General features: G+C 65.6%; 25 protein-coding genes and 1 tRNA gene. 3 read left to right on the top strand and 23 right to left on the bottom strand.

What is annotated here, in order from left to right; all coding sequences use genetic code 11:
- Window positions 1–11 precede the first annotated feature (11 nt).
- From rpsN to Q9246_RS02585, 15 genes are all read right to left on the bottom strand, one after another.
- A complete protein-coding gene (gene rpsN, locus Q9246_RS02655; RefSeq protein ID WP_005663444.1) occupies window positions 12–317 on the bottom strand; it encodes a 30S ribosomal protein S14 in 306 nt (101 codons plus the stop codon).
- A gap of 4 nt (window positions 318–321) precedes the next feature.
- Window positions 322–861: a 50S ribosomal protein L5 gene (gene rplE, locus Q9246_RS02650; RefSeq protein WP_005663447.1), complete on the bottom strand. Its 540-nt coding sequence runs from the start codon at window positions 859–861 to the stop codon at window positions 322–324.
- A 6-nt stretch (window positions 862–867) separates the two neighbouring features.
- Window positions 868–1,182: a 50S ribosomal protein L24 gene (rplX, locus tag Q9246_RS02645; protein WP_005663448.1), complete on the bottom strand. Its 315-nt coding sequence runs from the start codon at window positions 1,180–1,182 to the stop codon at window positions 868–870.
- Window positions 1,183–1,193: 11 nt separating this feature from the next.
- A complete protein-coding gene (gene rplN / locus Q9246_RS02640; protein ID WP_005663451.1) occupies window positions 1,194–1,562 on the bottom strand; it encodes a 50S ribosomal protein L14 in 369 nt (122 codons plus the stop codon).
- A gap of 238 nt (window positions 1,563–1,800) precedes the next feature.
- Window positions 1,801–2,073, bottom strand: coding sequence for a 30S ribosomal protein S17 (gene rpsQ / locus Q9246_RS02635; RefSeq protein WP_005663453.1), 273 nt, complete (start codon window positions 2,071–2,073; stop codon window positions 1,801–1,803).
- The gene (gene rpmC, locus Q9246_RS02630; protein ID WP_005663455.1) at window positions 2,070–2,261 is read right to left on the bottom strand and encodes a 50S ribosomal protein L29; all 192 of its coding nucleotides are present in this window, start codon (window positions 2,259–2,261) and stop codon (window positions 2,070–2,072) included. Before rpmC ends, rpsQ begins: the two co-directional genes overlap by 4 nt.
- 12 nt (window positions 2,262–2,273) lie before the next feature.
- Window positions 2,274–2,693 (bottom strand): 50S ribosomal protein L16, encoded by a 420-nt coding sequence (gene rplP / locus Q9246_RS02625; protein ID WP_005663456.1) that lies wholly within the window; start codon window positions 2,691–2,693, stop codon window positions 2,274–2,276.
- A gap of 2 nt (window positions 2,694–2,695) precedes the next feature.
- The gene (rpsC, locus tag Q9246_RS02620) at window positions 2,696–3,493 is read right to left on the bottom strand and encodes a 30S ribosomal protein S3 (RefSeq protein WP_005663458.1); all 798 of its coding nucleotides are present in this window, start codon (window positions 3,491–3,493) and stop codon (window positions 2,696–2,698) included.
- Between the two features lie 11 nt (window positions 3,494–3,504).
- Entirely contained in the window at window positions 3,505–3,837 is a 333-nt protein-coding gene (gene rplV / locus Q9246_RS02615; RefSeq protein ID WP_174348348.1) for a 50S ribosomal protein L22, read from the bottom strand.
- A complete protein-coding gene (gene rpsS / locus Q9246_RS02610) occupies window positions 3,834–4,109 on the bottom strand; it encodes a 30S ribosomal protein S19 (protein WP_306395251.1) in 276 nt (91 codons plus the stop codon). The genes rplV and rpsS overlap by 4 nt, the downstream gene beginning before the upstream one ends.
- Before the next feature lie 9 nt (window positions 4,110–4,118).
- Window positions 4,119–4,946 (bottom strand): 50S ribosomal protein L2, encoded by an 828-nt coding sequence (gene rplB / locus Q9246_RS02605; RefSeq protein ID WP_290420456.1) that lies wholly within the window; start codon window positions 4,944–4,946, stop codon window positions 4,119–4,121.
- The gene (rplW, locus tag Q9246_RS02600; RefSeq protein ID WP_005663466.1) at window positions 4,946–5,263 is read right to left on the bottom strand and encodes a 50S ribosomal protein L23; all 318 of its coding nucleotides are present in this window, start codon (window positions 5,261–5,263) and stop codon (window positions 4,946–4,948) included. Before rplW ends, rplB begins: the two co-directional genes overlap by 1 nt.
- Entirely contained in the window at window positions 5,260–5,880 is a 621-nt protein-coding gene (gene rplD / locus Q9246_RS02595) for a 50S ribosomal protein L4 (RefSeq protein WP_290420457.1), read from the bottom strand. The genes rplW and rplD overlap by 4 nt, the downstream gene beginning before the upstream one ends.
- A 2-nt stretch (window positions 5,881–5,882) precedes the next feature.
- Entirely contained in the window at window positions 5,883–6,539 is a 657-nt protein-coding gene (rplC, locus tag Q9246_RS02590; protein ID WP_306395247.1) for a 50S ribosomal protein L3, read from the bottom strand.
- A 274-nt stretch (window positions 6,540–6,813) separates the two neighbouring features.
- Window positions 6,814–6,890 (bottom strand) — tRNA-Val (locus tag Q9246_RS02585).
- 372 nt (window positions 6,891–7,262) lie between these two features.
- Here Q9246_RS02585 and ggpS point away from each other — a divergent pair.
- Genes ggpS through Q9246_RS02570 form a run of 3 tightly spaced genes read left to right on the top strand, consistent with a single transcriptional unit; the run spans window position 7,263 to window position 11,620 of the window.
- Window positions 7,263–9,581 (top strand): glucosylglycerol-phosphate synthase, encoded by a 2,319-nt coding sequence (gene ggpS / locus Q9246_RS02580; protein ID WP_306395246.1) that lies wholly within the window; start codon window positions 7,263–7,265, stop codon window positions 9,579–9,581.
- A 29-nt stretch (window positions 9,582–9,610) separates the two neighbouring features.
- On the top strand, window positions 9,611–10,717 hold the full coding sequence (locus Q9246_RS02575; protein WP_306395245.1) for a mechanosensitive ion channel family protein: 1,107 nt from the start codon (window positions 9,611–9,613) through the stop codon (window positions 10,715–10,717).
- Between the two features lie 24 nt (window positions 10,718–10,741).
- Entirely contained in the window at window positions 10,742–11,620 is an 879-nt protein-coding gene (locus tag Q9246_RS02570; RefSeq protein ID WP_306395243.1) for an AraC family transcriptional regulator, read from the top strand.
- Here Q9246_RS02570 and Q9246_RS02565 read toward each other — a convergent pair whose 3' ends face one another.
- From Q9246_RS02565 to Q9246_RS02530, 8 genes are all read right to left on the bottom strand, one after another.
- Window positions 11,621–12,376, bottom strand: coding sequence for an SDR family NAD(P)-dependent oxidoreductase (locus Q9246_RS02565; RefSeq protein ID WP_306395241.1), 756 nt, complete (start codon window positions 12,374–12,376; stop codon window positions 11,621–11,623).
- Window positions 12,377–12,481: 105 nt separating this feature from the next.
- The gene (locus Q9246_RS02560) at window positions 12,482–13,780 is read right to left on the bottom strand and encodes a peptide MFS transporter (RefSeq protein ID WP_306395239.1); all 1,299 of its coding nucleotides are present in this window, start codon (window positions 13,778–13,780) and stop codon (window positions 12,482–12,484) included.
- Between the two features lie 20 nt (window positions 13,781–13,800).
- Window positions 13,801–14,937: an NAD(P)/FAD-dependent oxidoreductase gene (locus Q9246_RS02555; RefSeq protein WP_306395237.1), complete on the bottom strand. Its 1,137-nt coding sequence runs from the start codon at window positions 14,935–14,937 to the stop codon at window positions 13,801–13,803.
- A gap of 212 nt (window positions 14,938–15,149) precedes the next feature.
- Window positions 15,150–15,872 carry a helix-turn-helix domain-containing protein gene (locus tag Q9246_RS02550; RefSeq protein ID WP_306395236.1) on the bottom strand — a complete coding sequence of 241 codons (723 nt, stop codon included), beginning with the start codon at window positions 15,870–15,872 and terminating at the stop codon, window positions 15,150–15,152.
- A gap of 24 nt (window positions 15,873–15,896) precedes the next feature.
- Entirely contained in the window at window positions 15,897–17,369 is a 1,473-nt protein-coding gene (locus Q9246_RS02545; protein WP_306395235.1) for a M81 family metallopeptidase, read from the bottom strand.
- Entirely contained in the window at window positions 17,369–19,360 is a 1,992-nt protein-coding gene (locus tag Q9246_RS02540; protein WP_306395234.1) for a serine hydrolase domain-containing protein, read from the bottom strand. Before Q9246_RS02540 ends, Q9246_RS02545 begins: the two co-directional genes overlap by 1 nt.
- A gap of 19 nt (window positions 19,361–19,379) precedes the next feature.
- Window positions 19,380–21,299 (bottom strand): serine hydrolase domain-containing protein, encoded by a 1,920-nt coding sequence (locus Q9246_RS02535; protein ID WP_306395233.1) that lies wholly within the window; start codon window positions 21,297–21,299, stop codon window positions 19,380–19,382.
- Window positions 21,299–23,536, bottom strand: a complete 2,238-nt coding sequence (locus Q9246_RS02530; protein WP_306395231.1) for a TonB-dependent receptor — start codon at window positions 23,534–23,536, stop codon at window positions 21,299–21,301. Before Q9246_RS02530 ends, Q9246_RS02535 begins: the two co-directional genes overlap by 1 nt.

Here is a 23,536-nt window from a genome sequence, read left to right as displayed (position 1 = left end):
TTGTTCTCCTATTACCAGCTAGCTTTGGTCATACCCGGGATTTCGCCTTTCATGGCGAATTCGCGGAGTTTGGTACGGGCCAGACCGAATTTACGGAAAGTGCCACGTGGACGGCCGGTCATGGCGCAGCGGTTACGCTGGCGGGTCGGGGCCGAGTTGCGCGGCAGAGCCTGCAGCTTCAGGCGCGCTTCGTAACGTTCTTCTTCCGACTTCGACTGGTCGTCGATGATTGCTTTCAGAGCGGCACGCTTCGCGGCGAATTTCTCCACCAGGTCTGCACGCTTCTGTTCGCGGTTAATCAGTGCAAGTTTTGCCATGCTCTTAGTTCCTGAACGGGAATTTGAAGGCGGCGAGCAGCGCTTTGGCTTCTTCGTCGGTCTTAGCGGTCGTGGTGATCGAGATGTTCATGCCACGCAGCGCATCGATCTTGTCGTAGTCGATCTCTGGGAAGATGATCTGCTCTTTGACACCGATGTTGTAGTTGCCACGGCCATCGAACGATTTGCCGCTCACGCCACGGAAGTCACGCACGCGCGGCAGGGCCACGGTGATGAAACGGTCCAGGAATTCGTACATGCGGGCGCCGCGCAGGGTCACCATCGTGCCGATCGGGTAGCCTTCGCGGATCTTGAAACCTGCGATTGCCTTGCGAGCCTTGGTCACGACTGGCTTCTGGCCAGCGATCTTGGTCAGGTCGCCGGTTGCGTGCTCGATGATCTTCTTGTCGGCGACTGCTTCCGACAGACCCATGTTCAGGGTGATCTTGGTCAGGCGCGGCACTTCCATCACCGACTTGTAGCCGAATTTCTCGGTCAGTTCGGCAACGACTTTGTCTTTGTAAATTGCTTGGAGACGGGCCATTTCTTATTACCCTTTCACTACTTCGCCGTTCGACTTGAAGACGCGGACTTTCTTGCCGTCCTGGTCTTTGAAGCCAACGCGATCTGCCTTGCCGGTCGCAGCGTTGAACAGCGCGACGTTCGACACGTGAATCGGCATAGTCTTGTCGACGATACCACCAGTAACACCGGTCATCGGGTTCGGCTTGGTCGCCTTCTTGGCAACGTTGACGCCTTCGACGATGACGTGTTCAGCGTCTACACGCTTCTGAACGACGCCACGCTTGCCCTTGTCCTTACCGGTCAGAACGATGACTTCGTCGTTTTTACGAATCTTATCCATGTCGCGTATCCTTACAGAACTTCAGGTGCCAGGGACACGATCTTCATGAACTTCTCGGTACGCAGCTCGCGCGTCACCGGTCCGAAGATACGGGTACCGATCGGCTCCAGCTTGGCGTTCAGCAGGACGGCGGCATTGCCGTCGAACTTGACCAGGGAACCATCCTGGCGGCGCACACCCTTGGCGGTACGCACAACCACGGCATTGTAAATTTCACCTTTCTTGACGCGGCCACGTGGGGCAGCGACTTTCACGGTGACCTTGATGATGTCGCCAATGCTCGCGTAACGGCGCTTCGAGCCGCCCAACACCTTGATGCACAGAACTTCCTTGGCACCGGTGTTGTCGGCTACTTCGAGCCGGCTTTCGGTTTGAATCATAGTATTTTCTTTCCCAACTTAAGCCGTAGAAAACCCCACGGAAACCCATGGGCCTGCGGTCAGTCTTGGTCCCGCCGTGCCGCCCCTGCTGGAGCACCACGATTGGGTGATTGGACTTTCCAATAACGCATTCGTTACAGGCCGCACTTGCCGAGGGGACAAACTGCGGCAACACATGAACGAAGCCCGCTAGTATCCCAGATACCAGCGGGCCACGCAAGACAAATTTTCTAGATACTTACAGTACCTGTGCGACTTGCAACACTTTGGTCACAGTCCACGCCTTCGTCTTCGAGATCGGGCGACCTTCTGCGATCTCGACGGTGTCACCGATTTTCGCTTCGTTCGCTTCGTCGTGCGCGTGATACTTGTTCGAGCGCACGATGATCTTGCCGTACAGCGGGTGCTTGACGTGACGTTCGATCAGCACGGTCACCGTCTTGTCCATTTTGTCGGACACGACTTTGCCGACCAGCGTACGCTTCAGCGCCGTTTTAGTGGTGTCGTTCATTTGGCTTCCTTCTGGTTCATCACAGTCTTCACACGCGCGATATCGCGACGTACTTTCTTGAGCTGCGCGGTGTTACCGAGCTGCTGGGTGGCGACTTGCATGCGCAGACCGAACTGGGCCTTCAGCAGCTCGTTCAGCTCCTTCTGCAGCGCTTCCTGGTCCTTGCCGCGGAGTTCCGATGCTTTCATATTCAACTCCTGTTATTGGCCGACCTGGCGCACCACGAAGGTGGTAGCCAGTGGCAGTTTGGCAGCGGCCAGGCGGAACGCTTCGCGCGCCAGTTCTTCAGCGACGCCGTCCATCTCGTACAGGACTTTGCCTGGCTGGATTTCAGCGACGTAGTACTCCGGGTTACCCTTACCGTTACCCATACGGACTTCGGCCGGCTTGTTCGAAATCGGCTTGTCCGGGAAGATACGGATCCAGATACGACCGCCACGCTTGATGTGACGGGTCATGGCACGACGGGCCGCTTCGATCTGGCGAGCGGTGATACGGCCGCGGGCGACTGCCTTCAGGCCGAACTCACCGAACGACACAGCGGTGCCGCGGGTGTGCGAAATGCCGGTGTTACGGCCTTTCTGCTCTTTACGATATTTCCTGCGCGATGGCTGCAGCATGCTTATTCTCCTGCTTTCTCAGCTGCCGGCTTGGCAGCGGCGCGGCGGCCCGCTGGAGCGGCACCTGGCTTCGCGCCTGGACGTGGACGGCTGCCTGGCTTGCCGTCGTCACGACGTGGGCCGCGTGGCTTCTTCTCGTCCGGCGGGGTGTCGATCACAGGTGCTTCGCCCGTTGGGGAGCGGTCGCCCTTGTAGACCCAGACCTTGACGCCGATGATGCCGTAGGTGGTCGATGCTTCGCTGGTGCCGTAGTCGATATCGGCGCGCAGGGTGTGCAGAGGCACACGGCCTTCGCGGTACCATTCGGTACGTGCGATTTCGATGCCGTTCAGGCGGCCCGACGACATGATCTTGATGCCGACGGCGCCCAGGCGCATTGCATTTTGCATTGCGCGCTTCATGGCGCGACGGAACATGATGCGCTTTTCGAGCTGCTGCGAGATCGAATCGGCGATCAGCTGCGAATCGATTTCCGGCTTGCGGATCTCTTCGATATTGACGTGCACAGGCACGCCCATGATCTTCGTCAGCGACGACTTCAGCACTTCGATGTCTTCGCCCTTTTTACCGATCACGACACCTGGACGCGACGAGTAGATGGTGAAGCGTGCGTTCTTGGCAGGACGCTCGATGACGATGCGGCCGACCGAAGCGTTCTTCAGCTTCTTTTTCAGGAAAGCGCGAGCTTCCAGGTCTTCCTTCAGCATGTCAGCGAAGTTGCCGTTACCAGCGTACCAGCGCGATGCCCAGTTACGGGTGACCGCCAGGCGGAAGCCGGTTGGGTGGATTTTCTGACCCATCGTGTGACTCCTTAGTTACCGACAGTCACGTAGATGTGACAGGATTGTTTCGAAATACGATCGCCGCGGCCCTTCGCACGTGCGGTGAAGCGCTTCAGGATCGGGCCCTTTTCGACGTAGATCTGGGTGACTTTCAGCTCGTCGATGTCCGCGCCATCGTTGTGTTCCGCGTTGGCGATCGCCGACTCGAGAACCTTCTTGATGATGGTCGCGCCCTTTTTCGGGCTGAATTGCAGAATGTTGAGTGCTGCGTCAACTTTCTTGCCACGGATCAGGTCGGCGACCAGACGGCCTTTTTGTTCCGACAGGCGCACGCCTTTGAGGATTGCTTTAGTTTCCATTATCGTTTCGCCTTCTTGTCAGCGGCGTGGCCCTTGAACGTACGGGTCAGCGCGAATTCGCCGAGCTTGTGGCCGACCATGTTCTCCGACACGTACACAGGCACGTGCAGCTTGCCGTTGTGGACGGCGATCGTCAGACCGATGAAGTCAGGGGTGATCGTCGAGCGGCGCGACCAGGTTTTGACTGGCTTCTTGTCTTTCGACGCTTGCGCGGCTTCGACCTTCTTCACCAGGTGGGCGTCAATGAACGGCCCTTTTTTCAATGAACGAGTCATGATTTATCCTTATTTCTTGCCGCGGCGCGAGACGATCATCGACGAAGTGCGTTTGTTCGAACGCGTCTTCTTGCCCTTGGTCTGCTGGCCCCATGGCGACACTGGATGACGACCAGCTGCCGTACGACCTTCACCACCACCGTGCGGGTGATCGATCGGGTTCATGACCACACCGCGGACGGTAGGACGAACACCGCGCCAGCGCATCGCGCCAGCCTTACCGATCTTGCGCAGGCTGTGCTCGGCGTTGCCGACTTCACCCACGGTTGCACGGCACTCGATGTGCACGCGACGGACTTCACCCGAGCGCAGGCGAACCTGGGCGTAGGTGCCTTCACGGGCCATCAGCACGACGCCGGCGCCGGCGGTACGGGCCATCTGGGCACCCTTACCTGGCAGCATTTCGACGCAGTTCATCACGGTACCGACCGGGATGTTGCGGATTGGCAGGCAGTTACCGGCCTTGATCGGCGCTTCCGAGCCGTTCATGACGCTGTCGCCGACAGCCATGCCCTTGGTGGCGATGATGTACTGACGCTCGCCGTCCGCGTAGCACAGCAGTGCGATGTGCGCGGTACGGTTCGGGTCGTATTCGATACGCTCGACCTTGGCAGGAATGCCGTCCTTCTGGCGCTTGAAGTCGACCAGACGGTAGTGCTGCTTGTGGCCACCGCCGATGTGACGGGTGGTGATGTGACCGTTGTTGTTACGGCCAGCAGTCTTCGATTTCTTTTCAACCAGGGCTGCGAACGGACGGCCTTTGTACAGGCCTTCGGTCACAACTTTCACCATGCCGCGACGGCCTGGGGAGGTTGGCTTCATCTTTACGAGTGCCATTATTTAGCCTCCTCGACAAAATTGATTTCCTGGCCTGGCTTAAGGCACACGAAAGCACGCTTGGTGTGGTTGCGACGGCCGGTGAAACGACCCGAACGCTTTTGCTTGCCTTCGCGGTTCACGGTTTGCACCGATTCCACTTCGACCTTGAACAGCAGTTCGACGGCAGCCTTGATTTCTGGCTTGGTCGCGTCAGGCAGGACCTTGAACACGATCTGCTCGTTCTTTTCCGCGACGAAGGTAGCCTTCTCGGAAATGATCGGAGCCAGCAGCACCTTCATCAGGCGCTCTTCGCTGAATTTGATTGCGGCGCTCATGCGTACATCTCCTCGATCTTGGCCAGAGCAGCTTTCGTGACCAGGACTTTTTTGTAGAACACCAGCGACATCGGATCAGCGTGCTTCGGCTCGACGACCAGCACGTGCGGCAGGTTGCGCGATGCCAGCTCGAGGTTCTCGTCGATGGTGTCGGTGATCACCAGGACCGATTCCAGGCCCATGCTCTGCAGCTTTTGCGACAGCAGCTTGGTCTTTGGCGCTTCGATCGACAGGTTTTCGACCACGTTCAGGCGGTCTTCGCGGGCCAGTTGCGAGAAGATCGAGCAGATACCTGCACGGAACATCTTCTTGTTGACTTTGTGCGAGAAGTTCTCGTCCGGGGTGTTCGGGAAGATGCGACCACCGCCGCGCCACAGTGGCGACGACGACATACCAGCACGAGCGCGGCCGGTGCCTTTCTGGCGCCATGGCTTCTTGGTCGTGTGGTGGACTTCTTCACGGTCCTTCTGCTTGCGGTTGCCGCTACGTGCGTTGGCAGCGTAGGCGACGACGATCTGGTGGATCAGGGCTTCGTTGTATTCACGACCGAACACTTCGTCGGTTGCTGCAACGTTGGCGCCAGCTTGACCTTGCTCATTCAGGAGCTTCAGTTCCATGCTTACGCTCCTTTCTTGGCTTTGGTTTTGACAGCTGGCTTGACGACCACTTGGCCGTTCTTCGCGCCAGGAACGGCACCCTTGATCAGCAGCAGCTGACGTTCGGTGTCGATGCGAGCCACTTCCAGGTTCTGGGTGGTGACGGTAACGTCGCCCATGTGACCGGTCATGCGCTTGCCTGGGAACACGCGGCCTGGATCCTGGGCCATACCGATCGAGCCAGGAACGTTGTGCGAACGCGAGTTACCGTGGGTCTGGCGACCCGAGGCGAAGTTGTGACGCTTGATGGTACCGGCGTAGCCCTTACCGATCGAGGTGCCTTGCACGTCGATTTTCTGGCCCACTTCGAACATCGAAGCATCGATGGTGTCACCGGCTTTGAGTTCGGCGGCTTTGGTGGAATCGATGCGGAATTCTTTCAGCATCGTACCGGCTTCGACGCCAGCTTTGGCGAAGTGACCGGCAGCAGCTTTGGTCACGCGCGAAGCGCGACGTTGGCCGTAGACGACCTGAACTGCGGTGTAGCCATCAGTTTCAGGGGTTTTGACTTGTGCGACACGGTTGTTCGACACGTCCAGCACAGTGACAGGGATCGAATCGCCGTCATCCGTGAAGATACGCATCATGCCAACCTTGCGACCGAGGAGGCCCAGGCTCATTTTTTCTCCATTCCCACCTACGATTGGGCGGGGGTAGTTGAACTACTAAAAAATACGGGTCAAAAAAGACAGACCCATACCGAAGCCGGCTAGTATAGCGCGCAAAAGGCTTCAGCGCAACAGGAAAAATCGGAGTCGAGACCGGCCTGTTGCGCTTTTCGCAGTATCTGGAGAAAGAAGAATCCGCTCTAGCCGAGCGGCACAGAAAAGGCACACCGCTGCGCCTTTTCTCTACAGGCTACGACCATTACTGGGAGCCTGCGATCTGGAAGTCTGGTGGGCGGTGCAGGATTCGAACCTGCGACCCCTTGGATGTCGACCAAGTATTCTAACCAGCTGAACTAACCGCCCGGGGAGCCGAATTATAAGTGCCCCGCTTAAAGTTTTGCAATAGCTTTTTTCGACGGCGCGCTTTCCATGATACGGAATGGCGGGTTGAAGATGCCGGCATGAAATGCTATTGTACAAATGTATCTGAAGGTCGGTTGCGTCGCGCGCACCTGGCGCACGTGATTTTCCGGCATCCATGCCGGCGCCCCCTTCCTTCTTCCGCCTGGCGGTTCCCCTGCGTAGATCGCGCATTCCTCTCATAAAAGAGCGCCGATCCGCAGCCCCGCCTTTCTCCGGCCCGCGCGCCTCCCCGGCGAGCATCGCAGGCCCAGACCCGGTCCGCCACCCAGCCCACGGCTGCTTGGGCGGACGCATCGCTGCAAAGGATGAAGAATGACCGTCATTGAATCCCGCCACTGGCCGCGCCAGCTCGATCCCTCACGCCTGGTGCTCGCCACCGATCTCGACGGTACGCTGCTGGCCGGCACCCACGAGGCGCGGCGCCATGTCCGCGAACTGTTTTCCGGCGCCCTGCCGGAGGCGACGCTGGTGTTCGTCACCGGCCGCGGCCTGGAAACCGTCATTCCCCTGCTGTCCGATCCGACCGTCCCCCGCCCCCACTACATCATCGCCGACGTCGGCGCCACCATCGTCGACGCCGACCTGCGCCCGGTCGAGCCGCTGGCGCACGAGATCGCGGCGCGCTGGCCGGGCAGCCAGGCCGTATTGAAAGCGCTGGCCGATTTCCCCGACCTGGTGCGCCAGTCGGTGCCGCAGGAACGCCGCGTCTCGTTCTACGCGACCGAAGAGGCGATCACGCCCGCGCTGCGCGCTGCGGTCGACGCCCTCGGCTGCGACCTGCTGTTCTCGGCCGGGCGCTACCTGGACGTGCTGCCGCGCGGCGTCGGCAAGGGCGTGGCGGTGCGGCGCCTGGCCGAAGTGGCCGGCTTCGATCCGGCCCATATCGTGGTAGCGGGCGACACGCTGAACGACCTGTCGATGTTCGAGGCGGGCTTCCGCGGCGTGGTGGTCGGCGCCGCCGAACCGGCGCTGGTGCAGGCGGTGCGCAAGATGCCGCGCGTGGTGGTGGCCGACGCCGCCGGCTGCGGCGGCATCCTGCAGGCTTTCGACCGCCACGGGCTGCGCCTCGACGGCGGCGCCGCGGCCACCGAGGCGACCTCCTACGGCGAGGCCGAACTGGTGATGGTGTATCACCGCCTGCCCTACGACGAGGTGGTCGAGGACGGCGTGACCTATCAGCGGCGCCCGAAAAGCCCGAACGGCATCATGCCGACCCTGCTCAGCTTCTTCGCCGGCGGCCGCAAGGGCTCGTGGGTCGCCTGGTCGCAGCAGGCGAGCAGGACACCAAACAGCTTTATCCCCCACGTCGCCGTCGACGCGCAGCGCTATCCGCAACTGAAGGCGGCCCGCATTCCATTGACGGCGGACGACATCGACCAGTTCTACAAAAAATTCTCGAAAGAGGCGTTCTGGCCGATCATCTTCTCCTTCCCCGACAAGGCCGAGTTCCGCCAGGACCACTGGGAACGTTATCTTGAAGTGAACCGCCTGTTCGCCGAGCAGACCGCGCGCGAAGCGGCGCCCGGCGCCACCGTCTGGATCCACGACTACAACCTGTGGATGGTGCCGGCCTTCCTGCGCCCGCTGCGGCCCGACCTGACGATCGCCTTCTTCCACCATACCGCGTTTCCGTCGTCCGACGTGTTCAACATCCTGCCGTGGCGGAACGACATCATCGGCAGCCTGCTGCAATGCGACTACGTGGGCTTCCACATCCCGCGCTACGTCGAGAACTTCGTCGACGCCGCGCGCTCCTGCGCGCCGGTCGAGGTGCTCGACGCGGTGCCGTGCGCGCCGCGCTACCTGACCTTCGGCTGCGCGCTCGGGGTCGACCGCATGCATACCGCGCTCGAAGTGGGCGGGCGCCGCGTGAGCCTGGGCGCGCATCCGGTCGGCACCAATGCGCAGCTGATCGAAGAACTGGTGCGCACCGACGACGTCCAGCGCCAGATCGCCGAATGGGACGACTACCTGGACGGCCGCACCGGCATCATCTCGATCGAACGCCTCGATTATGTGAAAGGGTCGCTGGAGAAGTTGCAAGCGTATGAGCGGATGCTGGAACAGCATCCCGAGCTGCTGGGCAAGGTCATGCTGATCAATATCATCACGCCGGCGGCGTCGGGCATGGAGATCTACGACAGCCTGCGCGAGGAGCTGGACCGGGTCGTGGGCCGCATCAACGGCCGCTTCTCGACCCTCGACTGGGTGCCGGTGCGCTACTTCTACCGTTCGCTGCCGTTCGAGGACGTGGTGGCCCACTACGCCGCCTGCGGCATCGCCTGGATCACGCCGCTGCGCGACGGCCTGAACCTGGTGGCCAAGGAATACGTCGCCACCCGCCACGCCAGCGGGCGCCCGGGCACGCTGGTGCTGTCGGAATTCGCCGGCGCCGCGGTAGAACTGCACGGCGCGCTGCTGGTGAACCCGTACGACCGCAACGCGATGAGCGCGACCCTGTACCACGCGCTGACCATGGGCGCCGACGAAGTGGCCTACCGCTCCGGGCGCATGGCCGCGATCGTCAACGACCGCGACGTGGCGCGCTGGGGCGACGACTTCCTGGCGGCGCTGGCGACGCTGCCGGCATCCGGCCTGGACGACGCGCTGGACGAACGCTCCGCTGCCTGAACCTCGACTGAAAGGAATATGAAACAGTGATGGAATACGTCATCCTCAAGAATCCCGTCGCCGACTGGCTGGTCGCGCTGGTCGTGGTGGCCGCCGTCGCGGCCGGACTGGACGCCGTCAAATCGATCCTGGCGCGGCGCCTGGCCGTGCTCGCGGCCCGTACCGAGGCCAAGTGGGACGATATCGCCGTGGCCGCGCTGCGCTCGACCAAGCTGCTGGTGCTGGTCATCGTCGGCATCTATGCCGGCGCCAGTTTCCTGGCCTTGTCCGACAAGGCCCAGCTGTTCCTGAGCCGGGTCGCGATCACGGCGGTGCTGTTCCAGGTCGCGATCTGGGGCGACCACGCGCTACGCACCTGGCTCAGGGCGAAGCGCGCCGAGCGCAGCGAAGACCCGGACCGCATCACCTCCTCGGCCGCGATCACCTTCCTGGTCAGGGTGCTGCTGTGGGCGGTGCTGGCCCTGATGGTGCTGGACAACCTGGGCGTGAACATCACCACCCTGGTGGCCAGCCTGGGCATCGGCGGCATCGCCATCGCGCTGGCGGTGCAGAGCATCCTGGGCGACCTGTTCGCCTCGCTCTCGATCGTGCTCGACAAGCCCTTCGTGGTCGGCGACTTCATCATCGTCGGCACCATGCTGGGTACGGTGGAAAAGATCGGCCTCAAGACCACCCGCGTGCGCAGCCTCTCCGGCGAGCAGATCGTGTTCTCGAACAACGACCTGCTTACGAGCCGCGTGCAGAACCTGCGCCGCATGGAATCGCGCCGGGTCGTGTTCCAGTTCGCGGTATCGCACCTGACGCCGGCGTCGGTGCTGCGCGAACTGCCGGAGATGATCAAGGAGATCGTCAGCGCCCAGCCGCAGGTGCGCTTCGACCGCGCCCACCTGAGCAGCATCGCCGCACCCAGCTTCAACTACGAAACGGTGTACTACGTCGACAACACCGACTATGCCGTCTACATGACGACGCAGCAGGAAATCTACCTGGCCATCCTGGCCGGACTGGAACAGCGCGGCGTGGCGCTGGCGCTGCCGGTGCAGACGGTGAAGCTGGCGCGCGAAGCTGCGCCTGCGGAATCGGCATCGATGACGTCGCTGCAAAAGCCCGACACCGGCGAAGCGAGAGCAGCGTAGCGCAGATGGTCTACACTGGCGCACATGAAGAGCGAACTTCTCGACACCGTGCTGCGCCATGCGGACCACCTGGCGGACCGGGACGGCGTGGCGCGCACGCCGATCCCGGGCCTGGTGGCGATCCGCGCCACCGAACGCTCGGCCCTCAGCTACCAGATCGCACGGCCGCTGGCCTGCCTGGTGCTGCAAGGCCGCAAGCACGTCACGATGGGCAGCCAGTCGTTTACCTTCGCGGCCGGCGACTCGCTCCTGGTCATGGCCGACGTGCCGACCGTCAGCCAGGTGACCCAAGCCAGTGCTTCCGCTCCCTATTGCTCGCTGGTGCTCGACCTCGACCCGGCGGTGATCGCCGGCCTGTCGACCGAGATGGCGGCGCTGGACGATGACGGCCAGGCGCCGGTGCGCGCCGAACCCACCGACGCACACCTGCACGACACCGCCCTGCGACTGATGCGCCTCCTGGAGCGGCCGGCCTCGATCCCGGTGCTGAAGGACGCCCTGGTCCGTGAATTCCATTACTGGCTGCTGCTGGGGCGCCACGGCGCCGCGATCCGGCGCCTGGGCCTGCCCGACAGCCATGTGCGGCGCGTGGCGCGCGCGGTCGCCGTCCTGCGCCGCGAATATGCGCGCCGCCTGCCGGTCGAGGAGCTGGCGGCCCTGGCCGGCATGAGTCCATCGTCCTTCCACCACCACTTCCGCGCCGTGACCTCGCTCACGCCGCTGCAATTCCAGAAGCAGCTGCGCCTGATCGAGGCGCGCCGCCTGATGCTGGCCGAAGGCGCCAGCGCGAGCCTGGCCGCGCATACGGTCGGCTACGAGAGCGTGCAGCAGTTCACGCGCGAATACGGGCGCATGTTCGGGCTGCCGCCGGTGCGCGAAGTGAGACGCCTGCAGGCCGCCTGATCAGATCACCTGCCCGCCCGAGACCTCGATGCGCTGGCCATTGACCCACCGATTGTCCTCGCCCAGCAGGCTGGCGATCATCGGCCCGATATCGTCCGGAACCCCCACCCGCCCCAGCGCCGTCATGCCGGCGAAGACGCCATTCAGGTCCGGCGTATCGCGCACCGCGCCGCCCAGGAAGTCGGTCTCGATCGCGCCCGGCGCCACCGTGTTGACGGCGATGCCGCGGCTGCCCAGTTCCCTGGCCAGGTAGACGCTCAGCACCTCGACCGCCCCCTTTACCGCCGCATAGGCGCCGAAGCCAGGGAAGGAAACGCGGGTCAGGCCGCTCGACAGGTTGACGATGCGCCCACCATCGGCCAGCAGCGGCAGCAGGGCCTGGGTCAGGAAGAAAACGCCCTTGAAATGGACGTCGACCAGTCGGTCGAACCGGGCTTCGGTGGTGTCCGCGATCGGCGCCATGTCGCCATGGCCGGCGTTGTTGACCAGGTGGTCGAAGCTGTCGCGGCCCCAGGTTTCCTGCAAGCCGGCGCGCAGGCTGGCGGCGAAGGCCGGGAAACCGGCGACATTGCCGACGTCGAGCCGCAGCGCCAGCGCCCGGCGGCCCAGCGCGCGGATCTCGTCGACCACGGCCTGGGCCTCCTGCTCGCGGCTTTGGTAGGTGACGATCACGTCGCCGCCGCGGCGCGCGATGTGCAGTGCGGTGTTGCGGCCAAGGCCGCGGCTGGCGCCGGTGACGAGTGCGATCTTGTTCATGCTGTGCTCCTTCAGGGGATGGGAAGAGCACTCAGTATCGATTTCGCGCAGCGGCCCGCGTTGCCGGAAGCTGGACGTCTTTTGCCTATTCCTCCAATACGGAGATTACAGCGCCTTCTCGACCGGCGGCACCACGACCGCCTGCGACACCGGACTGGCCCGGTGGATCCGGTGGATCCGGTACAGCATCAGGCTCGACACGGCGCAGATCGCGGCCATGAGCAGGAAGAATATATGCGGGCTGGTGCGGGTCCAGAACGCGCCGATCACGCCCGACAGCAGGTTGCCGACGAAGGAGCAGAAGAACCAGGCGGCGACCGTGGTGGCGGCGAAGCGCTTCGGCGCCAGGGTCGCGAACAGGCCCAGCCCCACCGGCAGGATGTACAGCTCGGCCAGGGTGAAGACGGCGAAGAAGCCCACCATCCAGATCCAGCCGAGGGTATAGCCGGCGCCGGCGCCCATCAGGATCAGCCCGGCCAGCAAGGCATAGGCCACGCCGATGCCGAACGCGCCCAGGGTCATGCGCTCCAGCGCCGGCACCGCGTGGCCGCGGGCGGCGCGGGCGTTCCACATGCGCACCAGCAGGGGGCTGAGCAGGAACACGAACATCGGGTTGAGCGACTGGAACCAGGTGACGGGGATCGTCATGCCGAAGGCCTGGCGGTCGACGGCGCCATCGGCCCAGATGGCGAAGGTATTCCCGGTCTGTTCATAGGCGATCCGGAACAGCATGACCGCTACCGCGACACCGGCCAGCAGCGGGATCGTGCCATACCCTTCCGCACCCTGGACCGGAGGGGTGCGGGCGGCCGGCTTCGAGGCCTCGGGCGGCAGGTACTTGCCGCCCCAGACATAGATCGCCAGGCCCAGGCACATGCCGATGCCGGCGGCGCCGAAGCCGTAGTGCCAGCCATACACTTCGCCCAGCGTGCCGCAGATCAGCGGCGCCAGGAAGGCGCCCAGGTTGATGCCCACGTAATAGACATTGAAGGCGGAGCCGGCGCGCGGATCGTTTTTCGCGTACAGCAGATTGACCTGGCTCGGCAGGTTCGGCAGGAACAGGCCGTTGCCGATCGCGATCACCACCATCGCCGGGAAGAACAGCGACTCGAAAGCCATCATGAAGTGGCCCAGCGCCATCAGGAGCCCGCCGAGGATCACGGCCGGACGCCGTCCCAGCCAGCGGTCGGCGATGATGCCGCCGAAGATCGGCGTCAGGTACACCCCGGCCGCGTAGGCGCCGAAGATCAGCGACGCGGACGCGTGCGTGAACTGCAGCTCCTTCGTCATGTAATAGATCTGCAGCGCGCGCATGCCGAAGAACGAGAACTTCTCCCACATCTCGGTCAGGAACAGAATCGTCAGGCCCTTGGGCTGGCCGAACCAGCTATCCTTGTCACGCATGGTGGTGTCTCCGGTGGCGGTCATGGAAGAGTGAAACGCGATGGGCTGATGCGGGCCGGATCGAAGCCGGACGCCGCCAGTTGCGGATCGGGCGCCGCGCCCAGCAGGACCGAGGCGTAGTAGCGCCCCGCGCCGGGCGCGGACTGGATGCCGTAGCCGCCCTGCCCGGCGGCCCAGAAGAATCCGGGCAGCTTCGCGTCGTGTCCGCCCACCAGTTCGCCGTCGGCGACGAAGCTGCGCAGCCCGGCCCACACGTGGGTCGGCCGGCGGATGCGCAGGGTGGTCTGGCGCTCGATCTGGTCGATGGCGAGCGCGATATCGAGTTCCTCGGCCTGCACGTCGTGCGGCGGCGCCGGATCGGCATTGCAGGGGGAACCCAGCAGCATGCCGGCATCCGGCTTGATATAGAACGATTCCGTCACGTCCAGTACCATCGGCCAGCGGGCCGTGTCCATACCTTCGGGCGGCGCGAACAGGAAGGCCGAGCGGCGCTTGGGCACCAATCCCACCGGATCGGCGCCGGCCAGGCGCGCGACCGCGTCGGCCCAGGCGCCAGCGGCGTTGACGACCACCGGCGCGCGGAAGGTCGTGCCGGCGGCAGACACTTCCCACAGGCCGCCGCTGCGCCGCATGGCGCCGACGCGGGCGTCGCACACGATGCGACCGCCCTGCCGGCGCACGCCGCGCAGGAAGCCCTGCAGCAGGGCGTCGACGTCGATGTCGGCGGCATCCTGTTCCAGCACGCCGCCCGCCACCTGGCCAGGACGCAGCACCGGCAGCAGTTCCAGCGCGGCCCGGGCGTCGAGGCGCTGCACCGCCGAGGAGGTCGCGCGCACCGTGGCTTCATGGGCGTCGAGGGCGGCTTCCTGGCCGGGGGCGGCGAACATGAAGGCGCCGCGCGGCGACAGCAGCGCATGCTCGCCGAATCCCGGCGGCGGGTTACGGAAGAAACCGAGGCTGGCCCGGGTCAGCGCGCGCACCTGGTCCGGCCCGTAGCTTTCCATGAACAGCGCGGCCGAGCGTCCGGTGCTGTGGTAGCCGGGCTGGGTCTCGCCTTCCAGCACGATCACGCGCGCGCGCTGCGACAGCCAGTAGGCGACCGAGGCGCCGCCGATCCCGGCGCCGATCACGATGAAATCCGCAGTGTCTTGATTCATGTGGTTACTGCTCGCCTTTCATCCCGGTCGATCATTGTTTTTCGATTGGAGAAAAATTATTCTGCAAATGAAAGATATGCCATCGACAAGGCGCGTGCAAGCGTTTTCTGACGCGGCCTGCGACGCCCGGCGGCGGGCCGGAAATCGCGCGCGCACGGGCCGTCCGTGCCCGTGCCGGAGCACGGGACGCATACCTTTTCTTTTCTGGAAAACTACGGCTTGGAGGACTGCTTCTTCGGCTTTCCCGGCGCCGGCGGAGGCGCGGGCACCGGCGCCGGCTCGGCCCCATCGAACAGCGAAGCAAAAGCGGCCTCGGAGTTCGGTTCGTCCGAGATGCACACCGACAGCAGGCGGCAGGTGCCTTCGCCGACCGCGATATAGGCGTGCGCCATGCCGCTGTCGAAATAGATGGAGTCGCCCGTCTCGAGCCGCAGCGGCGCGTACAGGTCGGTGTACATGTCGATCGCGCCTTCGAGGACCAGGGCGAATTCCTCGCCCGGATGGCGAATCAGCTCGCCGAACTCGGCCAGCGAGCGCACGTGGATTTCGGCGAACACCGGCACCGCGCGCTTGTTCAGCAGGTCGGCCGCCGGATACAGGTGCGAATAATTGGGCGTGTCGATCACGTAGCCGGTGTCGCGCCGGTTGATGCTGCGGCGCCCGCTGGACGCCGGCACCGGCGCCTTGTCCACCGCCGGGCCGCCGCTGAACAACTGCGAGATGTCGATCTCCAGCGCATTACAGATGCGCAGCAGCTTGTCGTAGCTGAGCGACATCTTGTTGTTTTCGATCTTGGAAATGGTGGACATGGGCATGCCGCTCTTCTCGCCCGCCTCGGTCAGTGTCATGCCACGCTCCTTGCGGATGCGCCTGAGCGATTCGCCCAGGTTGCCGTCCGGTCCAGGCCCGTGATTGATCGCGCGTTTGGTTGCCATGCAGTGTCCTCTGTAGAGCGCCTATTATAGTTCCGCGTCATGCGGATCGGTCACGCGCGGCCAGTAACCCCCTGTTCGCAGGCGATAGGGAATGGCGGCGAAGTCGAAGCTCATCGCGCCCGGCGTGGTGACGTAGCCGACCTGGCGCGCCAGCGGCGCGAACTCGGCGTAAAAGTGCTGCGTTGACTTCACCACCACCAGCGCCTTGTCGGCCAGGCCGATGCCCAGGCCGGTGAAGGCGTCCAGGCCATAGGTCTGGGTGCGGATCGAGGCCAGCAGGATGTGCAGGCCGTTGGCCGCCTCGACCCACACGCAGTCGCCCAGGCGCTCGCGGGCGCCGAGCGCGCTCTGGGTGTGATTCAACACGATCGCGCGCACGGTCACGCGCAGGTCGACCGGCAGGCCCGACGCCGGCCCGCACTTGCCGCCGATGCGCAGGTCGATCCGGGCGCCCACGCCCGCGCTCTTGCAGATGTGGACCGCGCCCAGGTCCCAGAACGCGCCGATGGCCACGTTCGCGATCCCGCGCTCGACGATCCGGCGCAGGATGAAGGTGCTGTCGCCGGCGGCGCCGCCGCCGGGATTGTCGGCGATGTCGGCCAGTACCAGCGGCCCTGCCCGATCCACCTTCGCGGGGACCAGGTCGAGCGCCGCGTCGACGTCCAGCACCTCGGGCCCGATCCGCGTGCGCAGGGCCCAGAACTCGGCGCCCAGCTGGCGCGCCAGGGTCGCGGCCAGCGCCGGGTCGTTATCGGTCACCACCCACAGCTTGGCGCCCGCTTCCGGCACGTCGCCCCAGGGGAAGCCGTGGCCGAGCGAGACCGACAGCACGCCGGGCATCCGTTCGACCTCCTGCATGCGCCTGACAAAACCCTGCATCGGCTCGCGGGTGGTGTGCCACAGGCCGACCATCCTGCAGTCGAACACCGCGGTCACGGGCCGCACGCGGCCGGCCACGGTGTCCTTCAGGATCCGGTACAGTTCCCGCCCGCGCTCGTCGGTGTCGGTGTGCGGGTATTCCTTGAGGGCGACGATCGCGTCGCTCGAACTGTGCATCAACTCCGTGAAATGGCAGTGCAGGTCGAGCACCATCCCGACCGGCACCCCGGGCCCGACGATCTCGCGGATGCGGGCCGCCAGGTCGCCTTCGCAATCGTCGTAGCCCTCGGCCGCCATCGCGCCATGCAGCAGCAACTGCACCGCGTCGACCGGCAGCGCTGCCCGCAGGTCGGCCAGTATCTCGTCGCGCAGCGCCTCGTACACCGGGCGCAGCGTGCGTCCGCCCGGCTGGGCCAGCGTGCACAGGCTTTCGACCACCTCGCCGCCGTCGGCCTCGACCAGGCCACGCAGATGGCGCAGGAAGGCGCCCGCGCCTTCGGGGTCGCGCACGCTGGCGTCGCCGTGATAGACGCCGACTTCCTCGAAGTCGCCTAGCCCGGTCGGCGCGGCGGCAAAGGTATTGGTCTCGGTGGCCAGGTGGGCGATAAAGAATTTCATCAGTAGTTCAGGTTCCAGGTTATCAGCTCGCCGACGATGCCCAGCCAGACCACGCCCAGCAGCGCCAGCGCCACCAGTATCGCCCAGCTGCGGCGCAGGCGCGAGGCATCGCCGCGCCACAGGCGCCAGGTGGCCCACAGCCCGGCCGCGGCCGCGCCGATGGCCAGCAGGCCGCTCGCCTGCAGCAGGCCGACGATCCAGTCGATCCCGCTATGGTAGACCGCGAGATCGGTGCTCAGCACCGGCGTGATCAGCATGAACCAGGCCGCCATATAGGCCAGCGCAACCGCCGCAGCCACGCGCTGGACGGTGCGCGGCCGGCGCTGCGCCGGCGTGGCGCCGCTGGTGGCGCGGTCGGCGCGGCGCAGCAAGGCCCCCAGCGGCCAGGCCGCCAGCGTGCCCGCCAGCACCAGGAAGGATAGCAGCAGGATGCTCACGTTCAGCGGCGCCGAGTTGGCGAAGCTGTCCTGCTGCAGCACCGCGACCGGGTTCTCGCTGTCGATCACGGTCCTGACGCCGTCGACCTCCTTCAGCGCCACCATCCGAGCGCCATCGACCGCGCGCCACAGTTGCGGGCCCACCGCGCGCATGGTGTCCACGCCGCCCAGGCCATCGGGCACTTCGATGGTGCCGTCCGGGTTGGCAGTGATGACGGTCTGCTGCAGCAGGTAGAAGAAGCGCAGGAAGCCGTTCTCGACCCGGCGCGAACTCTGGTAGCGGCCGGCGATGCGCTGCGCGTCTTCCACGGCCGACGCCAGTGCCGGCGGCGGCGCTGTGCCGGCAGCCGCCGGGAAGTAGCGCCGCATGAAGCCGTCCATCAGTTCCTTGCGCGCGCCATACACCGCCCCATCCTTGCCCAGGCCGTTGTAGGTGAAATAGATGCCCACGCCTTCGTCGGGCAGCAGGTTCATGTCGGTGTGGTAGACCACCGTGTCGCCGCCGTGCCCGAGCAGCGTGCGGCCGTTGTGCGTCAGGCGAAAGAATCCGTGCGCCATCGTGCCGAAGCCCGGCAGGCCGTCGACGCTGGGGCTGTGCATGCGCGCGGTGGTGGCCGCGTCCAGCATCTGGTAGCCCTCCAGGCTGCCCTGCTGCAGGTGGGCCAGCATGAAGCGCGCCATGTCGGCCGCGGTGGTGGTGACCGAACCGGCGGGCGCCGTGATCACGATCTCGAACGGCGACGGCGGGGCGTCGGTAGTGCGGTAGCCTTTCGACAGCCGGCCGGGGAAGTTCGCGGGCAGCGGCTGGACGAAGGTCGAGTGGCGCATGCCCAGCGGCGCAAAGATATGGCGCTCGACATAGGTCTCGAACGGCATGCCGGAGACGCGCTGCACGATGTAGCCGGCCAGCGCCACGCCGTAGTTCGAATAGCCGGGCACCGCGCCGGGCGCGAACAGCATCGGCCGCGGATGCCCCTTCAGGTACTGTTCGGTGCTCTGGGCCAGGGCCGGATCGTAGCCCAGCAAGTCCTTCAGCCCCTCCTCGAAGCCGGCGCGGTGGTTCATCAGGTGGCGCATGGTCACCGGCTTGCCGAACGCTTCCTCGATCCTGAAGTCGAGGTAGTCGTTGACGTTGCGGTCGAGATCGATCCTGCCCTGCTGGACCAGTTGCATGACGGCGGTCCAGGTGAACAGCTTGGAGGTCGAGCCGGGCCGCAGCAGGGTGGTCGCGGGATCCATCGGGACCTTGGCCTCGACGTCGGCCAGGCCATACCCTTTCTGCAGCAGGACCTTGCCGTCCTTGACCACGCTGATCGCCATGCCGGCGATGTCGCCGCTTTCGAGCGAATACGGCACCTGGCCGTCGAGCCAGGCCGCGAGGTCGGCGGCGTCGAGCGTGTGAGCGACGGCGGCAGGTTCGGGGGCAGATTCGGGGGCACTCGGCGCCTGCGGCGTCTGCACCGCCGGCGGATCGGACTGCGCGGCCAGGGCCGGGCCGGCTCCGAGCAGCACGCCGGCCGCGAACAGGGACAGCAATCGGGTACGTACTGTCATGGTCTTCCTCCGTGCAGGATCAGAAATGGGGATTGAAGCTCATCAGGTGGTGATAGAGCCCCACCGCCACCAGCAGCGCGAAGCACAGCACCCACAGCAGGGGCAGCGCCAGCGCCTTCCTGGCGCCGGCCGCCGCCACGGTGCGCGCATGCCACAGCGCCGCCAGCAGCCCGCCGCCGAAGGCGAGCCAACTGCTAGCCTGGGCCAGCACCAGCACCAGGCCAGGTTCGCTGTCCTCGATCAGGACGAACACCAGCGTCCACAAGACCACGCTCACCAGCACCAGGCAGCAGGCGATCCGCACCCAGGCCAGCGAACGCGGAGGCGGCGCCAGGCCGTGGCGGCGCCGCACGCGTGCCGCCACCGGCCAGGCCAGCGCGGTTGCCAGCGCCACGCCGAGCGCGCCGAGCAGCAGGGCCAGCACCGCGCCGCTCGCCATGAAGGGGACCGGCTCGAACACGAAGGCGAACACATACGGCTCCAGGCCCCAGCGCGTGACTTTCCCGTCCTCGACCAGCGCCTGCAGGCGCCGCTTACCGTTCACTTCCTGCCACAGGAAGGGCTGGACTTCGCGGAACTCGCTGCGGCTGCCGCCGATGGTCAGCGCCACCTTGCCCTGCCCGGCGTCCTCGATGCGCAACGGGCTGACCAGCTGCAGGATCGAGAGGAAGGTCGAATCCTCGCGCCGCGAATTGCGGTAGGCGCCGGCCAGCAGACGCGCGTGGGCCTCGGCCGTGGCCTGGTCGACGCCGGGCCCGGCGGGCGGGCGCGTATCCGGCAGGTAGCGGTCGGCGAAGCCGTGGTAGACGCGGTCGCGCAGCCACTTGCCCAGGTCGTGGCGCCCGGCCGCGTTGACCGATACGTACAGGCCGATGCCCTGGTCGGGCAGCAGGACCAGGTCGGAGTGGAACAGGATGGTGTCGCCGCCATGGCCGACGGCGCGGTGGCCGTTGAGGTCTTGTTGATAAAAGCCCAGGCCGATGCCGTTCAGGCCAGGCAGGCCGCGCGTGATCGTCGAATGCATGCGGGCGACGGTGTCCGGCTGCAGGATGCGTTGGCCATCGAGCTGTCCTCCCTGCAGGTAAGCGAGCATGAAGCGCGCCATGTCGGAACCGGTTGCCGCCATGCTGCCGGCCGGCGGCATGCTGACGATCTCGAAGCCTTTCGGCTTGCCGTCCACGCTCAGGTAGCCCTGCGACATCTGGCCGCGCAGCGCCGTTGGCAGCGGCTGGCGAAAGGTCGACTGGCGCATGCCCAGCGGCGCGAAGATGCGCTGCTCCACATAGTCGTCGAACGATTGCCCGCTCACGCGCTGCACGATGTAGCCGGCCAGCCCCGTGGCCCAGTTCGAATACCCCTGGGTGGTGCCTGGCTCATACAGATAAGGAGGAATATAGCCCTTCAGGACCGCGCCGTTGTCCGGCGTCGACTCGCCATACACGATCAGCCCGCGCCCGGTCTCCTCGAGCCCGGTGGTGTGGGTCATCACGTGGCGCAGGGTCATGGCCTTGCCCCGGTAGGCCGGCACCGTGAAGTCCAGGTAGCGATTCAGGTCGGCGTCCAGGTCGAGCTTGCCCTGCTCGACCAGTTGCATCACCGCGGTCCAGGTGAACAGCTTGGAGATCGATCCCGGCCGGAACAAGGTGCGCGCCGGATCGACCGGCACCCCGCGCTCCCAGTCGGCGTAGCCATAGCCTTTCTCGAGCAGCGGCTGGCCATCCTTGACCACCACCACCACCGCGCCGGGCACGCCGGCGCTGCGCAGAGCGGCGGGCATCAGGCCGTCGAGCCAGGTTTCGAGGTCGGCCGCGGTCAAGGCGTGGCCGGCCGGCGCCTGGGCCTGGGCCTGCGCCGCAAGCGGCGCGCACAGGCCCCCGGCCAGCGCCAGGGCGAATCCGCACAGCGCGATGCGCCAGCGTGCAAGCCGCAGGCCGAGCATCAGAATGCCCTCGTCAGGTTCAGGCCGAAGGTGCGCGGCTGCACCGGCGTGGCGCGCAGCGGACCGCCGAACGCGGTCAGGTTGGTGTCGGCGCTGTTCAGCGCGCGCTTGTCGGCCAGGTTGCGCACGAAGGCGCCGACTTCCCAGCCATTGACGTCCACGCCCATCTGCAGGTCGGCCAGCGTATAACCCGCCATGCTGAAGTACGGCACCGAGGTCACCGGCGTATCGAAGCCGGCATTGCGCTGGCCGACGCCGCGCACGGTCACGCCGGCCCAGGCCCGGTTGCCGGCCAGCTGGAAGTCGTAGCGGCCGCCCACCGTGGCCGACAGCCGGGCCGAATTCGGCAGGCGCGCTCCGGACGGGCCCAGGCCCGGGGCATCCTCGGTCAGCGTGGCATCGGTCCAGGCCAGGCTGCCGTCGAGGCTGAAGCTTTCGTTGAGCTTGTAGCGCACGGCCAGTTCCAGGCCATTGGACTCGGCCTCGCCCGCATTGCCTGTCAGCGAAGTCACGCCGACCGCCATCGGCAATTGCAGGTCTTTCCAGCGAATGCTGAACAGTGCCGCTTCCAGGAACAGGCGGCGCTGCAGCAAATCCGCCTTGTAGCCGACTTCATAGCTCCACAGCTTGTCGGGTTCGAAGGTCAGCGGCGCGCCCGGCACCACTTGCCCGTCCTGGTCGATCGCCGGCGGATTCGGGCCGCCCGGGCGATAGCCGCTGGCGGCGCGGAAGTACACGCTGCTGGTCTTGTCGATCGAGTAGCGCGCCGTCGCCAGGTAGGTCTTGGAACTGTCCTTGCCGGTCGATTCGAAGTCCTTCACGCCATTGGTCTCGGTGCCATACACCTGGCGGTTGCGCGCGCTGCGCGCGCCGACGGTGAACGACCATTCCGGCGCCGGATTCCAGGTGATGTCGCCATACACCGCGTTTTCCTGGAAGCGCGAGGGCTGGCTGGAGCGCACCAGGTCGTTCGCCGAACCGCCGGGCAGCTGGATCCACAGGCGCTGCGAGCGGCTGCCGGTTTCCTTGTTGTGGTAGAAGCCGAGCAGCCATTCGAGCGGGCCGCGGGCGGACGTCAGGCGCACTTCGGCGCTGCGCTTGCGCAGGTCGATGTCGTTGTCGAGCCCACCGAAGTCGATGCCGGGGATGCCCACGATCTCGGTGGCATCCAGCGCCGTCTCGCCCTTGAAGCGCTGGGCCGAGGTGATCACGTTCAGGCGCGCCCAGCCCATTTCGTATTCGACGGTGCCCGACAAGACCCCGGTCTTGATGGTATAGGGCTCCGGCCGGTACAGCAGCTGGGTCAGGTCGCCGTGCAGCGGCAGCCCGGTGCGGGCGTCGTACTGCGCGATGCTGGTGCCATCGCGCTCGATGTCCTGCTGGGTGGCGGTCAGGCGCACCCGCAGCTTGGAGCTCGGATCGAACAGCATCGACACCCGCACGCCGCGCGTATCGCCGTCGTTGGCATGGTCGCCCGCGACCCGGCCGACCGACTTGATGTAGCCGCCGTCGTGTTCATTGAAGGCGGCGACCCGCAAGGCCGCCGTGCCGGCGCTCAGCGGCACGTTGACGACCGCGTTCTCGATATGGCCCAGCGCGCCGCCCTTGCTCTGGCGCAGCGCCAGGCCGGCCTTGCCCGAGAAGCCGCTCGGGTCGGGGTCGTTGGTCACGTACTTCAGCAGGCCGCCCATGGCGCCGGCGCCGTACAGCGTTCCCTGCGGGCCGCGCAGCAGTTCGACGTGGCGCAGGTCGAGCAGCGACAGGTCGAGCGCCGATACCGCTTCGCCGACGAAGCCGGTGCTGGAGCCGAAGGCCACGTCGTCGATGTACACGCCGACGGTCGGGGAACTCAGCCCGCCCACCGTGATGCCGCGGATCTTGACCTGGCCGCGTCCCGGACCGCCATCGCTGTGCACGTGCACGCCCGGCAGCGTGCCCACGTAGTCGCTCAACGACGCCGCGCCGGAGCGTTCGAGCGCCTCGGCGCTGATGGTCTCGACCCGCAGCGGCACGTCGCGCACCGGTTCGCGGCGCCGGGTGGCGGACACGGTAACGACTTCGGCGGCTTCGATCGCGGTGGGGGCATCCTGTGCCGGGGCCGGCGGCTGCTGGGCGGAGGCCGGGGCGCTGGCCAGCCAGGCCAGGGAGGCAACCGCCAACGCCACCGCCTTGCGGCGCTGTCCGGGCATGACGTCGTTGGAAACGGTGTTCGACAGCTGCAAAACGCTTCGGTACAT

It is taken from the genome of Telluria beijingensis, from assembly GCF_030770395.1.
GTDB classification, from domain to species: Bacteria; Pseudomonadota; Gammaproteobacteria; order Burkholderiales; family Burkholderiaceae_D; genus Telluria; species Telluria beijingensis.
This window is presented reverse-complemented; position numbering and strand designations above follow the sequence as displayed.

Excerpts from the sequence above, each read along its gene's own strand:
- rpsN (WP_005663444.1), bottom strand. The coding sequence starts at position 317 with ATGGCAAAACTTGCACTGATTAACCGCGAACAGAAGCGTGCAGACCTG.
- rplE (WP_005663447.1), bottom strand. The coding sequence starts at position 861 with ATGGCCCGTCTCCAAGCAATTTACAAAGACAAAGTCGTTGCCGAACTG.
- rplX (WP_005663448.1), bottom strand. The coding sequence starts at position 1,182 with ATGGATAAGATTCGTAAAAACGACGAAGTCATCGTTCTGACCGGTAAG.
- rplN (WP_005663451.1), bottom strand. The coding sequence starts at position 1,562 with ATGATTCAAACCGAAAGCCGGCTCGAAGTAGCCGACAACACCGGTGCC.
- rpsQ (WP_005663453.1), bottom strand. The coding sequence starts at position 2,073 with ATGAACGACACCACTAAAACGGCGCTGAAGCGTACGCTGGTCGGCAAA.
- rpmC (WP_005663455.1), bottom strand. The coding sequence starts at position 2,261 with ATGAAAGCATCGGAACTCCGCGGCAAGGACCAGGAAGCGCTGCAGAAG.
- rplP (WP_005663456.1), bottom strand. The coding sequence starts at position 2,693 with ATGCTGCAGCCATCGCGCAGGAAATATCGTAAAGAGCAGAAAGGCCGT.
- rpsC (WP_005663458.1), bottom strand. The coding sequence starts at position 3,493 with ATGGGTCAGAAAATCCACCCAACCGGCTTCCGCCTGGCGGTCACCCGT.
- rpsS (WP_306395251.1), bottom strand. The coding sequence starts at position 4,109 with ATGACTCGTTCATTGAAAAAAGGGCCGTTCATTGACGCCCACCTGGTG.
- rplB (WP_290420456.1), bottom strand. The coding sequence starts at position 4,946 with ATGGCACTCGTAAAGATGAAGCCAACCTCCCCAGGCCGTCGCGGCATG.
- rplW (WP_005663466.1), bottom strand. The coding sequence starts at position 5,263 with ATGAGCGCCGCAATCAAATTCAGCGAAGAGCGCCTGATGAAGGTGCTG.
- rplD (WP_290420457.1), bottom strand. The coding sequence starts at position 5,880 with ATGGAACTGAAGCTCCTGAATGAGCAAGGTCAAGCTGGCGCCAACGTT.
- rplC (WP_306395247.1), bottom strand. The coding sequence starts at position 6,539 with ATGAGCCTGGGCCTCCTCGGTCGCAAGGTTGGCATGATGCGTATCTTC.
- ggpS (WP_306395246.1), top strand. The coding sequence starts at position 7,263 with ATGACCGTCATTGAATCCCGCCACTGGCCGCGCCAGCTCGATCCCTCA.
- Q9246_RS02575 (WP_306395245.1), top strand. The coding sequence starts at position 9,611 with ATGGAATACGTCATCCTCAAGAATCCCGTCGCCGACTGGCTGGTCGCG.
- Q9246_RS02570 (WP_306395243.1), top strand. The coding sequence starts at position 10,742 with ATGAAGAGCGAACTTCTCGACACCGTGCTGCGCCATGCGGACCACCTG.
- Q9246_RS02565 (WP_306395241.1), bottom strand. The coding sequence starts at position 12,376 with ATGAACAAGATCGCACTCGTCACCGGCGCCAGCCGCGGCCTTGGCCGC.
- Q9246_RS02560 (WP_306395239.1), bottom strand. The coding sequence starts at position 13,780 with ATGCGTGACAAGGATAGCTGGTTCGGCCAGCCCAAGGGCCTGACGATT.
- Q9246_RS02555 (WP_306395237.1), bottom strand. The coding sequence starts at position 14,937 with ATGAATCAAGACACTGCGGATTTCATCGTGATCGGCGCCGGGATCGGC.
- Q9246_RS02550 (WP_306395236.1), bottom strand. The coding sequence starts at position 15,872 with ATGGCAACCAAACGCGCGATCAATCACGGGCCTGGACCGGACGGCAAC.
- Q9246_RS02545 (WP_306395235.1), bottom strand. The coding sequence starts at position 17,369 with ATGAAATTCTTTATCGCCCACCTGGCCACCGAGACCAATACCTTTGCC.
- Q9246_RS02540 (WP_306395234.1), bottom strand. The coding sequence starts at position 19,360 with ATGACAGTACGTACCCGATTGCTGTCCCTGTTCGCGGCCGGCGTGCTG.
- Q9246_RS02535 (WP_306395233.1), bottom strand. The coding sequence starts at position 21,299 with ATGCTCGGCCTGCGGCTTGCACGCTGGCGCATCGCGCTGTGCGGATTC.
- Q9246_RS02530 (WP_306395231.1), bottom strand. The coding sequence starts at position 23,536 with ATGTACCGAAGCGTTTTGCAGCTGTCGAACACCGTTTCCAACGACGTC.